This window comes from Flavobacterium aquiphilum, from assembly GCF_027111335.1.
Lineage (GTDB): Bacteria > Bacteroidota > Bacteroidia > Flavobacteriales > Flavobacteriaceae > Flavobacterium > Flavobacterium aquiphilum.
This window is the reverse complement of record NZ_CP114288.1, coordinates 1962755-1977882: the sequence shown is the minus strand read 5'-3', so window position 1 is coordinate 1977882 and position 15128 is coordinate 1962755. Positions and strand designations below refer to the sequence as shown.

The window sequence follows — 15128 nt, the reverse complement described above, 5'->3', positions numbered from 1 at the left end:
TAACATTTTCTACATTTTTGAACCTTTAAAACTTAAAAATCAAAACCTTAGTTACTCAGAATCTTAGTAACTTTATATCTTAATAAAAATACCATGAAAATCGAACAAATTTATACTGGCTGTCTGGCACAAGGTGCTTATTATATCACTTCCAATGGCGAAGCGGCTATAATCGATCCGTTGAGAGAAACCCAACCATATTTGGACCGTATCGAACGTGATGGAGTTAAGTTGAAATATATTTTTGAAACTCATTTTCATGCCGATTTTGTTTCGGGACATTTGGATTTAAGCAAAGAAACAAATGCAGAAATCGTTTATGGTCCAACCGCTCAACCCGAATTTAAAGCTACAGTTGCTACTGACAATCAAATATTTGAAATAGGTAATATCAAAATAAAAGTATTGCATACGCCCGGTCACACACTGGAAAGTTCTACTTATTTACTGATTGACGAAAACGGAAAAGATCATGCAATTTTCTCAGGAGACACGCTCTTTATTGGCGACGTTGGAAGACCTGATCTTGCCCAAAAAGCTGCTTCGATGACTCAGGATCAATTAGCGGCCTTATTATTCCATTCGTTAAGAAACAAAATAATGACTCTGGCAGACGATGTCATTGTTTATCCAGCACACGGAGCCGGTAGTGCCTGCGGAAAGAACATGAGTAAAGAAACCGTATCGACTATTGGAAACCAAAAAGCAACCAATTATGCATTAAGGGACAATATGACCGAAGCTGAATTCATCAAGGAAGTTACAGAGGGACTGCTCCCTCCCCCAGCCTATTTTGGGATGAATGTTGCCATGAATAAAAAAGGGTACGATAGTTTTCAGGAAGTTTTACAAAATGGAATGCATGCTTTATCTGTAACCGAATTTGAAACCATAGCTGAAGAAAAAGGAGCATTAATTCTGGATACAAGAAACAACAGTGATTTTGCCAAAGGATTCGTTCCACAATCAATAAACATAGGAATCAACGGTGATTTTGCCCCTTGGGTAGGCGCTCTGATCGCCAATGTAAACCAACCTATCATACTTATTACCGAGGTAGGAAAAGAAGAAGAAACTGTAACCCGTTTGAGCCGTGTAGGTTTTGACCATTTAGTAGGTCATTTAAAAGGAGGTTTCGATACCTGGAAAAATGCCGGTAAAGATGTTGACACCATCAACCGAATCACCGCAGAAGAATTCAAAACGAAAGTAAAAATTGGCGAAAGCAAAATTATTGACATTCGTAAACCAAGTGAATACAGCGCCGAACATGTTGAAGAAGCGTTCAACAAACCGCTCGCAAACATTAACGATTGGATAAAAGACATTGACCCAAAAGAACATTTCTTCATGCACTGCGCCGGTGGCTATCGCAGCATGATTGCAGCATCAATTTTACAAGCCCGTGGTTTTAGAAATTTCAGTGAAATTGAAGGTGGGTTTAATGCTATTGCCAAAACTGATGTTCCCAAAACCGATTTTGTGTGTCAAAGTAAACTAATGAAATAAAAATCAGTCACTATATTCATCAACCTATAAATACTTTTTATTATGAAAAAAAACATGGGTTCTACAGACAAATTGATTCGTTCCGTAATAGGAATAATCATTGCAATATTATACTATTCGGGTATAATAACCGGTACATTGGCAATTGTCCTATTGGCTTTTGCTATCATCTTTTTACTAACCAGTTTTATTAGTTTCTGTCCATTATACACTCTTTTTGGCATCAACACCAATAAAAAAATATAATTCATGGAAAACTTACAATGCTGCATAACTTCTTGTGAAAAACCATTGGATCAAACCTATTGGGATAACCAATATCAGGCTAACTCAACAGCTTGGGATCTTGGTCAAGTGTCACCTCCTTTAAAAAGCTATATTGACTCTTTAAAAGATAAAAACATTTCGATTTTGATTCCGGGCTGCGGGAATACTTATGAAGCTGAATATCTTTTGGAACAAGGATTTACAAATATTACTGTAATTGACATTGCACCAACATTAGTAGAGAACTTAAAATTCAAGTTCAAAGACAATTCCAATATTAACATCGTATTGGGTGACTTTTTTGAGCATCGGGGAGTTTATGACTTGATTCTTGAACAAACTTTCTTTTGTGCCTTGCCTCCAACAATGCGCCAAAAATATGTTTGGAAAATGCATCAACTTTTGGATGATAAAGGAAAAATTGCAGGCTTATTATTCAATCGAACTTTCGAAAGTGGGCCTCCATTTGGCGGAAGCCAGGAAGAATACAATCTTCTTTTTCAGAAGTCTTTTGATTTTTTAAAAATGGAAATTTGCCGAAATTCTGCAGAAAAAAGAGCTGATTCCGAATTATTTATTGAATTTCAAAAAAACAGCGAAGTCCTTGTCAATTTATACCCGTTTGAAGGAATTACATGCAGTGGTTGTAAAAATACAGTTTCAGAAAAATTCTCTTCAATTGAAGGCATCTTAAACGTAAGTATGAGTAGTAATTTTGCCGAAGTTTTGATTGTAAGCAAAAATGAAATTGCATTAGAAACATTACAAAAAGAAATCGCTTATGATATCAAATACAAAATTGGAAAGCATTTTGTTTGAACCTCATAAACGTTAAACCATTTTAAAAGAAAAAATGAAAGAAATCCTATTTAGCAACTGGCATGTCATGCGGGTTTTCCGTCTTGCTTTTGCACTATTTTTATTCTCCCAAGCCTATTATACAAACGAATGGTTCTTCATCGTATTTGGATTATTTTTCTTAGTTCAAGTAATTTTCAATACGGGCTGTGGACCAAACGGCTGTACAATTCCAAAAAAATAACGCTTAAAAAATGAGTACTTTCAACGATATCATTCAATCCGAAAAACCTGTTTTAGTCGATTTTTTCGCTACTTGGTGTGGACCTTGCCAAACATTGGCACCCATCCTGAAACAGGTTAAAGACAATTTGGGCGACCGAATTTCGATCATCAAAATAGATGTGGACAAAAACCAGCAAATTGCTTCACAATATCAAGTACGCGGTGTCCCCACTATGATTCTTTTTCAAAAAGGAAAACAATTATGGAGGCAATCTGGAGTTGTGGGAACAAATGATTTAGTCAAAATAATCATCGAAAAAAGTAATACATGAACCAAAAAGCAATTTTAATCACCGGAATCGGAATTCTCACTGGCGCAATAGCTGGCTACTTGTATTACCATTTTGTGGGTTGTGCTTCGGGAAGTTGTGCTATAACCTCAAAACCTGTGAATTCTACTTTATATGGTAGCTTACTTGGCGGACTATTTTTTAATTTATTTACAAATCAAAAAAAATAAAACCAAGTAAAAGTCCTAAAAAGTGGCAAAACAGCATTACTTTCAAACCACAACTACCTAATATAAAACGCATTAATACTAATGAGTTATAAAAAAGTTAATTAATGAAAGTGATTCAAAAAAAACAATACTTTTGACTCATCATTAATCAAAACAAATAACTATGAAAAACCTAATCACAGTTTTGGCAGTTGCTCTTTTTTCGGCAGGAATGAACATGAGCGCTCAGGAAACGAAACCAAAAGAAACTTCAAAAAAAGAATGCACGGCTAAAGAAAAAAAAGCTTGTGACAAATCCACAAAATCTTGCTGCAAAGCAAAGACTGATAAGAAAGCGTAATTGTAATTAATTTATAATGACCCTAAAAAGAGTGTTTGTTACCTGCAAACACTCTTTTTTTATAAAAAAAAGAATGGCAACAATTTTATTGCCGTCTCTCCTTTGTCACTGCTTTATAATTCTATATTTTTGGCAAAAATCTTCTTTATGCTCAAAAAGTCTTCAATTCTCATAGGAATCCTCATCATTCTGTTTATAATCTTTAGAGTTTTTATTGTTGACAGCTGCAGCTCAAGAGATGGTGAATACACCGAAACACTTTCTGATAACAATGCCTATGTTGGAGATAAATCCTGTGTAAAATGCCACACCACAGAGCATCATCAATGGAAACAATCCGACCATTATATGTCTATGCTTCCTGCCAATGATTCTACTGTAAGAGGAGATTTTAATAATGTGACTTTCACCGCCGATGGCGTTACCAGCAAATTCTATAAAAAAGGTTCTAAATTTTTCATCAATACTGAAGGAAGCGACGGCAAAAACCATGATTTTGAAGTAAAGTATATTTTTGGATACAAACCTTTACAACAATATCTGGTTCAATTTCCGGGAGGAAGAATGCAAGTACCCCGTTTAAGCTGGGATGTCAATAAAAAGAAATGGTTCAATCAATATGCAGGGCAAAAAATACCCTCTCATGACTGGCTGCATTGGACAGGAAATGCCCAAAACTGGAATACGATGTGCGCTACCTGCCATTCGACCAATTTGCACAAAAATTACGACACCAAAACCGATACTTACAAAACCAGTTACAGCGTAATCAATGTTAGTTGTGAAAGTTGTCATGGTGCCGGACAAAAACATTTGAATTACATCAACGGCTCCGATTACAAATCAGGAGATAAAGTAACAGGCAGTTTTATGAAATTGGCCAAAAACACTGGACAATTGGAACTGATCAATACTTGTGCTCCCTGTCATGCCAGAGTTTCGGAAATTAGTCCAAAACATATTGACAGCAAGGAAATAATGGATAACTACATTCCGCAGATTCCGGACACTGAGTTTTTTCATGCAGACGGACAAGTTGATGACGAAGATTACATTTATACTTCTTTCTTACAAAGCAAAATGTATAGCAAAGGTGTAAAATGCAGTAACTGCCATAATCCACACAGCATCAAACTGAAAAAAATTGATAATCAAACCTGTTTGCAATGTCATATCGCAAAAAAATACGACACGCCAAAACATACCTTCCATACTGTTGGTTCAAAAGGTTCTCTTTGCGTAAACTGCCATATGCCAGGTAAATTATATATGGGCAATGATTTGCGTCATGATCACAGTTTTAGAGTGCCACGTCCCGATCTTTCGGTTAAATATGGCACTCCAAATGCCTGCAGTAATTGTCATAAAGACAAATCGGAAAAAGAATTGGCAAATGCCGTAATCAAATGGTATGGCCCAAACCGAAAATATCATTTTGCCGATGATTTGATTCCCGGAAGTAAATTGGATGCCAATAGCGAATCACATTTGGTACAATTAATTAATCTTCCAACTACTCCGAATATAATCAAAGCTACAGCTGTTTTCTACCTTGGCAGTATCAATACACCAACGAGTTTGAAAACAATATTGTCTTGTTTGAACCATAAAGATGCACAAGTGCGTTACAGAGCTTTGCGTAGCTTAGCTATTTTCGCCCCAAATGATTGGATTAGCAATGTAGGCCCTTTATTATTGGATAAAGTAAGAGCGGTTCGTATTGCTGCTGCAGATCTTTTTGTGAGTTTACCAAAAGACCAAATTCCAACTCAATACACAACTGCTTTTGAAGCTGCCAACAAAGAATTAGTAAGTTATCTTCGTTACCAAACCGACTTTTCCATTGGAAATGTAATGCTAGCAGATTACTATCTTAAAATTCAAGATTACGTAAACGCTGAAGCTTTCTATTTGAAAGGATTAAAAAAAGACAGCAAAATCAATTATGCTTTGCTTAATTTATCTTCGTTGTATAATGCGGTTGGGAAAAACGATGCTTCATTACAAGTATTGCAAAAAGCGTTGAAAAACGACCCAAATAACGAGCGTATTTATTATAATTTGGCTTTGCTTTATAACGAAATGAATAATGCTGTTGCTGCTGAAGCCGCTTTTGCGAAAGCTGTATCCTTAAAATCACAAAATCCGAGAGTGTATTATAATTATGGCTTGATGCTAAACGCTAAGAAAAAATTCAAAGAAGCCGAAGCGGTTTTACAAAAAGGTATTGCCATAAATCCTGATACTTCTGATTTATATTATGCGCTTACTTTTGTCTATATCCAAAGTGGTAACAATGCAAAAGCACAGCAAACCGCCTTACGATTGAAACAACTAGACCCAAACAATCCTAATTATCAAGATTTGTTTAGAAATTTGGGAGTATAAGAACAAATTCTTAGGACTTTTAAAAGAATGAACCTAACTCAATTGTTTTTGAGGCAACCATTTTCGAAATATTAAATCCAAATCGTCTTCGATTATTGGCTTAGAAACATAATCATTCATACCAAACTCAAGGCATTTGTCCTTTTCACCAACCATAATTCCTGCCGTTAGAGCAATGATAGGGATTTTGTCAGCTCCTTTATGGTTTCTAATTTCCATTGTGGCTTCATACCCGTTTTTTATTGGCATCTGAATATCCATCAAAATCAAATCGGGCTTATTAATTTCCAATTGATCTATCGCCAATTTTCCATCTGTTGCTTCTAGAATAACGGCATTCGGAATAATTCGTTTCACTAAAGTTTTGGTCAGAAACATATTTATTTTGTTGTCTTCAACAATCAAAATACGCAACGCTTCTAAATTATTTGCATATTCTATCTTTCTAATTTCTTTTTGCGGAGTCAATTCAACATAAGTATCTTTTATTGGGTTCGCTTTTTTAAATTTGATTAAAAAGAAAAAATCACTACCATCGCCGTATTTACTTTTCAACTGTAGATTGCTCTTCATTAATCCAAGCAATAAATTGGAAATAGCCAAGCCCAATCCGGTGCCACCAAATTTTTTTGAAGTAGCACTTTCTTCTTGCACAAAAGAATTGAAAATTTTCTTTTGGTTATATTGCTTAATTCCAATTCCGGTATCTTTAATGGAGAATTTTATAGTTACGTTATTCTTAGATTCTTTTACCAACTCAGCATCCAAATTAATATGTCCGAAAGAAGTAAATTTCAGAGCATTACTCATTAAATTCACCAATATTTGTTTCAATCGAATCGAATCGGCACAGACATATTGTGGCACATTCTCCTCTATATTTAATATCAACTCAATATTTTTGATATTGGCCTGATGTTTAAACAAATCAATCACCTGATGCAACAACACAAAAAGATCAATATCTTCTATGTATAAATCTAATTTTCCCGATTCAATTTTTGAAAAATCAAGTATATCATTAATGATTTCCATAAGGGAATTTGCCGAAACATTAATAGTTGACATGTATTCCAACTGATTTTTTTCCAGATTGGTCTTCATCAATAAATCGGTAAAACCAACTATACCGTTTAGCGGAGTCCTAATCTCGTGACTCATATTGGACAAAAAGTCTGACTTGGCTTTATTAGCTTCCTCGGCCTGAATTTTTGCTTTTTTAAGCTCCCTGTTGGTCTCTTTCAACTCCTGATTAATCTCCTCGTATTCTATATATTTAACATACAAATCCTTTTCGTTTTCTTCGGCTTTTTCTTTAGATCGTATTAATTCCAATTCCAATAATTTACGATCTGTTATATCGCGAATAGTTCCTACTACAACAGAAGGATTATCATCTTCATCATATTTTAAATTCCCTATTCCGTGTAACCAGCGTTCTGCTTTGTCACTTGCTCTTATGATTTTATATTCCTTGTTGAATGGTTTTCTTTTTTTAATGACTTCTTCCTGGAAATATTCCTCCAAAGGTTCCCGCCAATCAGGATGAAGAAACTCTGGCCAAGTTTGCTGATTCAAATCATAATCGGCATCTATTCCCAAAATAGCATTCAATATATCAGTTCTCCCCCATTTTCCGGTGCGCAAATCAATGCTATAAGACCCCAATCTCGCTATACTTTGGGTTTCTTTCAAGAACAGTTCGCTTTCTTTTAATTTCGTTTCGGCATTTTTTCTTTCTGTTATATCTTTTACAAATAATAAAACCTGTTTTTCCGATAATTTAACGGCATCAATGGACCAAAACCTTACAGTTTTTGCTTTATTTATAAATTTAACTACTTCATTTGAAGTCCCTTTCAAAGAAAGAGTTTCAAACAAACTTTCAATTTTACTCAATGAATCTGTCGGAATCAAATCCCTAAATGTTTTTTTTAGCAGCTTTTTTTTGGAATAACCAGTAATTTTTGTTGCGGCAGGATTTACTTCTAAAAAATTCCCATCATTGTCCACAACCATTACACCATCGGGCGCATTTTCAACATAGTTTCTGAATTTGGCATTGCTTTGCTGTTCTCTTTCTTTCTCTTTGATTTCCTCGAATTCTTTTTCTTTGGCCAAAATTTCACTCTCAATCCTTTTTTTCTCAGTTATGTCCTGGGCGACTCCCTTCAGCATAACAATTTCTCCTTTATCATTTGTGATCGGAACTGCGGTTCCAAAAACCCATTTAAAACGATTATCAGCAAAATTCAGTTTATGTTCTATTTCATAAGGTAATTTTGTTTTAATCGATTCATCTATTTTTTTGTAGAGAATCTCCCTGTCTTCTTCCGAAAAACAACTCAGATATAGTTCATACAAGTTTTCTTTGGTACCAAAGGGAATTTCAAAAATATGATACAATTCTTTGGACCAAACCAATTCCTGAGTTTTCAGATTGAATTCCCAACTACCTATTTTTGCAATTTTTTGGGCATCATTCAATAAACTTTCACTAGTAACCAGCTGTTCTTGAATTTTTCTAATGTCGGTAATATCTCTTCCTATGGAATAAATTAAAGTTTTTTCAGGATTGATAATGGATGTCCATTGTACTGACAAAAGTTCTCCTTTCTTGGTAACAATCCTGTTCTCAAAGGTAACTGAGGTACTTCCATTTAAAAGTTCTTGAAATGCTTGATATGATATTTCAAGGTCTTCCGGATAGAAAAATTTGGTATAACTATCCACCAATAATTCCTTTTTGGAATATCCTAACTTGTTCATGAACACAAGATTGAATTCCTTCAAATATCTATTTAAATCGGTAACACAAATGAAATCAGAAGTTTCCCGGGTGAAAAATTCAAAATTAGCAATTGAATCTATCTTCTTTTGCAATAAAGAAATCTTACGCTCTTGCTTCTTGATCTTTTGTAACAATTCTTCAACTGATGGTAGAGTTTCTTTCATATGTTGATATTTATTGTTTTTTATCGATCATATGAAATTAGCATATCACCATTGGTACTGCGCCCAATTTTGTAGTCATGCTCATTTCATAATCACAAAGCAAAATTGAATTAACAAACAAAAACAAGTAACCAAAATGCCATTTAAATATACGAAACTTAAGCTACATAAACCATTAATAACTAACTTTTTGTCTCCCTGAAATTGATCTATTTAAGCTAAAATATTCCTTACATTAAAGCATTAATCATTCAACCATTTTAACAACACTTTTTCAAGTTCAAACTGTACAATAGGCTTTGTTAGATAATCAGACATTCCGTGTTCAATGCACTTTTCTTTTTCTCCATTCAAAACTCCTGCCGTCAACGCAATTACGGGAATGTGCTTAGTTTTTTCTTTTTTTCGGATTTCCAAAGTAGCATCGTACCCGTTACGAATTGGCATTTGAATATCCATAAAAATTAAGTCGGGTAATCTTTCTTCGGCCAAAACTACGGCTTCAAAGCCATTTGTAGCTTCGATCAATTCACAGTTCTTTATGATTTTTTTGATTAAAGTTTTAGCCAAAAGCATATTTATTTTATTGTCTTCGACAACTAATACCTTAAAATTAGTCAGCGAATTAGACAAACGAAAAGGGATATGTACAACAGAATTCAGTTTTTCTTCAATAGCTCTTTTTTTAAATAAAATTTTCTCGAAAGCAACTGTAAAAAAGAATTCACTTCCTACACCATAAGTACTGATTAATTCTAACTCACTGTTCTTTAAAGCCAAAAGTTGATTTGAAATTGCCAATCCCAAACCTGTTCCTCCATATTTTCGGGTTGTGGTGTTATCAGCCTGAATAAAGGATTGAAAAATTTTCTTTTGATTATAATCCATAATTCCAATTCCTGTATCCAGCACCGAAAATTTGATTTTTGAAACTGAATCTTCCTCCTCGACCTGAGCAACCTTCAATTTTATATAACCCGAAAAAGTAAACTTCATCGCATTACTCAACAAATTGACCAATATTTGTTTTAATCGAAAAGAATCTCCTTTGATGTATTTTGGAACATTAGAATCGATCTCCAGCTCTAAATCAATTTTCTTGTGGTTTGCTTCGTATTTAAACAAATTGATAATTTGGTTTAGCAATTGTATAATATCAATTTCTTCAAAGCTCAATTCCAATTTTCCCGCCTCTATTTTTGAAAAATCAAGAATATTACTGATGATTTCCATCAATGCATTAGCCGATTCATTGACTGATTTGAGATATTCTAATTGGTCATTATCAAATTTTGTCTTTAATAACAAATCAGTAAAACCAACTATTCCATTAAGAGGAGTCCTAATTTCATGAGTCATATTGGCCAGAAAATCTGATTTAGCCTTATTAGCAGCCTCGGCTTTTTCTTTAGCTTTAATAGTCTCATCAATCAGCTTCTTCTGGGTAATATCCTGAACCACTCCTTTTAAAGAGACGACATTATCATTTTTATCCAAAACCGGAACTCCCGTACAAAACACCCACTTCATTCTTTGGTTAGCCAAAATTATTCGATGCTCCATTTCATAAGGAATCTTGTTCGAAATAGTGTTGTAAACGTTTCTATTTAATAGTTCCGCATCTTCGGGTAGAAAACTTGATAGATATTTAGCATACAGTTCGGAGTCATGAGGATTGTTTTCAATTTCGAATATCTCATATAATTCGTTGGACCAATTTAATTCCTGAGTTGTCAAATGAAAGTCCCAACTCCCAATTTTAGCAATTCGCTGTGCCTCATTAAGTGATTTTTCACTTGATAAAAGTTTTTCCTCAGTTTTTCTAATCTGCGTAACATCTCTGGCAATGCCGTAGATTAAATTATTTGTGGTGTGCAAATTGGCTTTCCATTGCAAAAAAACAGTTTCCCCGTTTTTAGTTATGTATCGGTTTTCAAAATCAATAGTCGGATGTTTTTTTGTCAAATTCTTGACTTCTGCCAAAGTTTTCTCTAAATCTTCCGGATGAATAAATTGAAGAAATGGTTTTGACAACAATTCTTCCTTAGAATAGCCCAAGACTTTGACAAAACCTTCGTTGATTACTTTGAAATAGGCATTAGTATCGGCAATGCATATTAAATCTGGTGATTCTTTTACAAAATACTCAAAATTGGTAATAGCATTCTTTTCTTCATTTAATTCTTTAATATGTTGCTCCTGCTCCTTTACTTTTTGGAGTAATTCTTCATAAGTAAATTCCTTTTTTAGCTTTTCCATTATCAAAAATCAAATAATTTAATATTTAATATGTCATTTTTTTATAAATATAGCATAGTCTTTTAGAAAAAAAAACAAACCTCAGTAAAAAGCAAATAAATCGGATCTATTGAAAAACTCGCCTAAAAGATTATTTATTATTTTTTTTCAGAATCTACAACCTCAACAATTAAAAAGGATTTAAATTTATTAACAAAAATTTAACTTTAACATTTGTATATACAAATTTAAATATGACTACATTTGTATCAACAAATAAGACACCTACAAATATGAGAATTGAAGAGGAGTTAAAAAGTACAGTTGACTATAATAAAGCAACAAGAGTGGTTTTGAATTTGATGTATACACAAAATGTCATCATTGAACGTTTTAATGAAATCATAAAACCTTATGACATTTCAGCAGAACAATACAATGTGTTACGAATATTGAGAGGACAAAAAGGTTGTCCTGCCAATATGTGCATCATACAGGAACGAATGCTGGCTAGGACAAGCAATACAACAAGACTTGTTGATAAATTATTACTCAAAGATTTGGTCACAAGAAATGTTTGCCCCGATAACCGAAGAAAGATTGAAGTATTGATTACTCAAAAAGGGATGGATTTATTAACCGAATTGGATCCAAAAGTAAAGGAGCATGAAGATTTCTTTGCAAAAAATCTAACCGAAGAAGAATTAATACAATTGAATACATTACTAGAAAAATATCGAACTAAATAAATACGAATATATTATGAGCAATTTTTTGAACAATCAAAACTGGAGATATGCAACAAAGAAATTTGATGCAACTAAAAAAGTTTCTGACGAAGATTTAAACACTTTAAAAGAAGCAATTCGTATGAGTTCATCCTCATATGGTTTACAACCTTACAAAGTTCTTATTATTGAAAATCCGGAATTGAGAGCACAATTACAACCTGCTGCCTGGGGGCAAACACAAATCGTCGATGCATCACATTTATTCATTTTTGCAAACGAAACAAATGTTGGAGACGAAACAATCGATAAATTTTTGAACGCTATCAGCGAAACAAGAGAAACTCCATTAGAATCATTAGCTGGATATGGTGACTTCATGAAATCGAAAATTTCGACTTTGGAACCAGCAGTTAAAAACGTTTGGACTTCAAAACAAACTTACCTGGCACTTGGAAATTTACTTAATGCAGCTGCCGAACTTAAAATTGACGTAACTCCAATGGAAGGTTTTGTTCCCGCACAAGTAAACGAAATACTAGGATTAGACAAACAAAATCTTAATGCTTCGTTAATCGCAACTGTTGGATACCGTCACGAAGAAGATGCCACTCAATTTTACAAAAAAGTAAGAAAATCACAAGAAGACTTATTTGTTACCTTATAATAATTACTAATTCAAATTAAAATCAATTAAATCAAATTAAACAATTTACACACATGAAAAATTTAAAAACAATTGCCTTAGCATTCGTAGTAGCTTTATCTACATTAACTGTATCTGCACAAACTAAAAAAATAGATGTTTCAAAAAGTACAATCAACTGGGTTGGAAAAAAGGTAACTGGACAACACTCTGGAACTGTAGCTTTCAAAAGCGGTTCTTTGGTTTTCAAAAAAAATAAATTAACTGGAGGTTCTTTCGTGGTTGATATGCCATCTCTTACTTCTACAGATTTAACTGGAGAATACTTAGGAAAATTAAACGGTCACTTGAAAGCCGATGACTTTTTTGGAACTGACAAATACCCTACTGCAACTCTAGTTTTCAAAACTATCGCTGCTAAAGCAAACAACGTATATACTGTAACTGCCGATTTGACTATCAAAGCAAAAACAAACCCTGTTACTTTTGATATCACCGTAAACGGAAATACCGCAACGACATCATTCCAAGTAGACAGAACTAAATACGATATCAAATACGGTTCAAAAAGTTTCTTCGAAGGATTGGGAGACAAAACAATCTACGATGATTTCGACTTGACAGTGAACTTGAAATTTTAATTTTAGATCATTTAATGGAAAGTACCCTCGGCAATTGTGTCGGGGGTATTTTTTTTACCCTAGTCCGTTTTTTTTTGGAGCAGAAATTTGGTTTTTCATGACAAGATTTGTCCCGCTGTCCACTATATCTGTTGTCCCGAACCCCGGGACAACAGGATGCCGTTTCCATTGGGGCTCATGAGAAAAACTTGACCTTTTCATAAGCATAAAAAAGTCTGCGTTAGTCTGCGCAAAAAAACACAGATCAATGAAAAACACATTCCCTTTACCCAAAATCTCCCAAAGCACCCGCACCCTTTTCCTCTTAACTCAAAGGTTACATATAAATAATCTTAACAAAATACGCTAAAAACATTGTTGCGGTAATTTTGACAAAAAATAAATAACCAAAGCTACACTGCAAAAAACCTACAATTTATAGCGCTATGAAAAAAAAACTATTCGTTGTCATTATTACACTTTTTATTATCCCGCTTAATGCACAACAGATAAAAGGAATCACCGGCGAAACTAACTGGCTTACCAATTGGACAAATTTCAAACCGGCCACGACAGAATACAGTGAACCAACACAAATATTGGCTGGCACCATCAACTCCGATTTAAGACTTACAAAAAACAATATCTATCTTTTGACTGGAACAGTTTACATAACTAATAAAGCCGTTTTGACTATTGAACCCGGTACAGTTATTAGAGGCGATAAAGAAACCTGCGGAACACTTGTCATCACCAAAGGTTGTAAAATTATGGCTGAAGGTACCGCTACTAATCCTATAGTTTTTACTTCAAACAAAAATATCTCTGAAAGAAGACCAGGAGATTGGGGTGGAATTCTAATCCTTGGCGAGGCGCCAATAAATAAAATTGGAGGTACAGGATTTTTAGATTTCAACCTTGATCCCGCAGTAAGCTACTATGGCGGACAAGATCCTAATAGCAATTCGGGTATTTTAAAATATGTTCGCATCGAATTTTCAGGACATAAAATAAATATGTTGAAAGAGTTGAATGGCTTATCAATGGCGGGAGTTGGAAAAGGAACTAAAATTGATTTTGTTCAAATCAGTTTCTCCAACGATGATTCGTTCGAATGTTATGGTGGAGACGTCAATTTTAGTAATCTGATTTCGTTTAGAGCTACAGATGATGATTTTGATTTCACACAAGGAGTTCAATGCACAATATCAAATAGTATTGCTATCCGTAACCCTTACTCTTCAGACTTTTCAGGTTCTCGTTGCTTTGAAATCGATTCTTACGACAAAGCTGAAAATGCTGATTTAACCAAAAAACTAACAAAAATCACCGCCAATAACATGACGTTGATCAATACAGAAGACAATAGCCAGGGATTAGTAAGAGAAGCGGTTTATGTCAAAGATAAAAGTTATTTCAATATCAATAACAGTGTAATTGACGGATTCAGCAGTTGTGTTTTACTTGAAAATAAAATTGGAAGCCTTCCAGCAAATTTAGCAAAAATCAACATTCAAGGCTTACAAATCAACCGATGCGGTGGAATTGTATTTAGCGAAAATGCAGAGCTAAATCCTGAACTAAACAAATGGTACAATAGCGATACATTCTCATTAGAATCGACAAAATTAAGTAATATCGAGTTGTTCTTACAGCCAGATATCAAAAAAGCCCCAGATTTCAGAACAAGAAACTCGAGCCAGCTGGTCAGTTCAAAATAGTTCTACTAAGCCTGATGTAAGTTATCAGGCTTTTTTTTTTGCAAAAACTTTTATTTTCTTTCAATATCTATTCCTTTAAACGCTTATTTCAATCTGAACTTAAAAAAAACATAACTCACTTATCCTTAAAATAATAATTCAAAAACTATAGGATTAATTTTTTTTGCTTTAAC

The 15128-nt window shown here is 33.9% G+C and carries 14 protein-coding genes; 12 read left to right on the top strand and 2 right to left on the bottom strand.

Features of this window, described 5'->3' with window-relative positions; translation table 11 throughout:
• Positions 1 to 93: 93 nt before the first annotated feature.
• From OZP12_RS08435 to OZP12_RS08400, 8 genes are all read left to right on the top strand, one after another.
• Positions 94 to 1509, top strand: coding sequence for an MBL fold metallo-hydrolase (locus tag OZP12_RS08435; protein WP_281228608.1), 1416 nt, complete (start codon positions 94 to 96; stop codon positions 1507 to 1509).
• A gap of 42 nt (positions 1510 to 1551) precedes the next feature.
• Positions 1552 to 1755 (top strand): YgaP family membrane protein, encoded by a 204-nt coding sequence (locus OZP12_RS08430; protein WP_281228607.1) that lies wholly within the window; start codon positions 1552 to 1554, stop codon positions 1753 to 1755.
• A gap of 3 nt (positions 1756 to 1758) precedes the next feature.
• Positions 1759 to 2595, top strand: coding sequence for a methyltransferase domain-containing protein (locus tag OZP12_RS08425; RefSeq protein WP_281228605.1), 837 nt, complete (start codon positions 1759 to 1761; stop codon positions 2593 to 2595).
• A gap of 34 nt (positions 2596 to 2629) precedes the next feature.
• Positions 2630 to 2818: a hypothetical protein gene (locus tag OZP12_RS08420; protein ID WP_281228604.1), complete on the top strand. Its 189-nt coding sequence runs from the start codon at positions 2630 to 2632 to the stop codon at positions 2816 to 2818.
• Between the two features lie 10 nt (positions 2819 to 2828).
• Positions 2829 to 3131, top strand: coding sequence for a thioredoxin (trxA, locus tag OZP12_RS08415; RefSeq protein WP_281228602.1), 303 nt, complete (start codon positions 2829 to 2831; stop codon positions 3129 to 3131).
• Positions 3128 to 3319: a DUF6132 family protein gene (locus OZP12_RS08410; RefSeq protein WP_281228601.1), complete on the top strand. Its 192-nt coding sequence runs from the start codon at positions 3128 to 3130 to the stop codon at positions 3317 to 3319. Before trxA ends, OZP12_RS08410 begins: the two co-directional genes overlap by 4 nt.
• A gap of 163 nt (positions 3320 to 3482) precedes the next feature.
• Positions 3483 to 3659 carry a hypothetical protein gene (locus tag OZP12_RS08405; RefSeq protein WP_281228600.1) on the top strand — a complete coding sequence of 59 codons (177 nt, stop codon included), beginning with the start codon at positions 3483 to 3485 and terminating at the stop codon, positions 3657 to 3659.
• 147 nt (positions 3660 to 3806) lie between these two features.
• Complete coding sequence (locus OZP12_RS08400) at positions 3807 to 6047, top strand: tetratricopeptide repeat protein (protein WP_281228598.1); 2241 nt, start codon at positions 3807 to 3809, stop codon at positions 6045 to 6047.
• Between the two features lie 33 nt (positions 6048 to 6080).
• Here the strand turns inward: OZP12_RS08400 and OZP12_RS08395 are convergent, their stop codons facing one another.
• Positions 6081 to 9002: a PAS domain S-box protein gene (locus OZP12_RS08395; protein ID WP_281228597.1), complete on the bottom strand. Its 2922-nt coding sequence runs from the start codon at positions 9000 to 9002 to the stop codon at positions 6081 to 6083.
• A 243-nt stretch (positions 9003 to 9245) separates the two neighbouring features.
• Positions 9246 to 11261 carry a PAS domain-containing protein gene (locus tag OZP12_RS08390; RefSeq protein ID WP_281228595.1) on the bottom strand — a complete coding sequence of 672 codons (2016 nt, stop codon included), beginning with the start codon at positions 11259 to 11261 and terminating at the stop codon, positions 9246 to 9248.
• 272 nt (positions 11262 to 11533) lie between these two features.
• On the opposite strand from OZP12_RS08390, the gene OZP12_RS08385 reads away from it, so the two are divergent.
• The 4 genes from OZP12_RS08385 to OZP12_RS08370 all read left to right on the top strand — a co-directional run bounded on the left by OZP12_RS08385 (position 11534) and on the right by OZP12_RS08370 (position 14955).
• Complete coding sequence (locus tag OZP12_RS08385) at positions 11534 to 11989, top strand: MarR family winged helix-turn-helix transcriptional regulator (RefSeq protein WP_281229041.1); 456 nt, start codon at positions 11534 to 11536, stop codon at positions 11987 to 11989.
• A gap of 13 nt (positions 11990 to 12002) precedes the next feature.
• Positions 12003 to 12635: an NAD(P)H-dependent oxidoreductase gene (locus OZP12_RS08380; protein WP_281228593.1), complete on the top strand. Its 633-nt coding sequence runs from the start codon at positions 12003 to 12005 to the stop codon at positions 12633 to 12635.
• A gap of 53 nt (positions 12636 to 12688) precedes the next feature.
• Positions 12689 to 13255 carry a YceI family protein gene (locus OZP12_RS08375; RefSeq protein WP_281228592.1) on the top strand — a complete coding sequence of 189 codons (567 nt, stop codon included), beginning with the start codon at positions 12689 to 12691 and terminating at the stop codon, positions 13253 to 13255.
• Positions 13256 to 13680: 425 nt separating this feature from the next.
• Positions 13681 to 14955 (top strand): hypothetical protein, encoded by a 1275-nt coding sequence (locus tag OZP12_RS08370; RefSeq protein ID WP_281228591.1) that lies wholly within the window; start codon positions 13681 to 13683, stop codon positions 14953 to 14955.
• Positions 14956 to 15128 lie beyond the last annotated feature (173 nt).

Coding starts and splice junctions, on each gene's coding strand:
- OZP12_RS08435 (WP_281228608.1), top strand. CDS start 94: ATGAAAATCGAACAAATTTATACTGGCTGTCTGGCACAAGGTGCTTAT.
- OZP12_RS08430 (WP_281228607.1), top strand. CDS start 1,552: ATGAAAAAAAACATGGGTTCTACAGACAAATTGATTCGTTCCGTAATA.
- OZP12_RS08425 (WP_281228605.1), top strand. CDS start 1,759: ATGGAAAACTTACAATGCTGCATAACTTCTTGTGAAAAACCATTGGAT.
- OZP12_RS08420 (WP_281228604.1), top strand. CDS start 2,630: ATGAAAGAAATCCTATTTAGCAACTGGCATGTCATGCGGGTTTTCCGT.
- trxA (WP_281228602.1), top strand. CDS start 2,829: ATGAGTACTTTCAACGATATCATTCAATCCGAAAAACCTGTTTTAGTC.
- OZP12_RS08410 (WP_281228601.1), top strand. CDS start 3,128: ATGAACCAAAAAGCAATTTTAATCACCGGAATCGGAATTCTCACTGGC.
- OZP12_RS08405 (WP_281228600.1), top strand. CDS start 3,483: ATGAAAAACCTAATCACAGTTTTGGCAGTTGCTCTTTTTTCGGCAGGA.
- OZP12_RS08400 (WP_281228598.1), top strand. CDS start 3,807: ATGCTCAAAAAGTCTTCAATTCTCATAGGAATCCTCATCATTCTGTTT.
- OZP12_RS08395 (WP_281228597.1), bottom strand. CDS start 9,002: ATGAAAGAAACTCTACCATCAGTTGAAGAATTGTTACAAAAGATCAAG.
- OZP12_RS08390 (WP_281228595.1), bottom strand. CDS start 11,261: ATGGAAAAGCTAAAAAAGGAATTTACTTATGAAGAATTACTCCAAAAA.
- OZP12_RS08385 (WP_281229041.1), top strand. CDS start 11,534: ATGAGAATTGAAGAGGAGTTAAAAAGTACAGTTGACTATAATAAAGCA.
- OZP12_RS08380 (WP_281228593.1), top strand. CDS start 12,003: ATGAGCAATTTTTTGAACAATCAAAACTGGAGATATGCAACAAAGAAA.
- OZP12_RS08375 (WP_281228592.1), top strand. CDS start 12,689: ATGAAAAATTTAAAAACAATTGCCTTAGCATTCGTAGTAGCTTTATCT.
- OZP12_RS08370 (WP_281228591.1), top strand. CDS start 13,681: ATGAAAAAAAAACTATTCGTTGTCATTATTACACTTTTTATTATCCCG.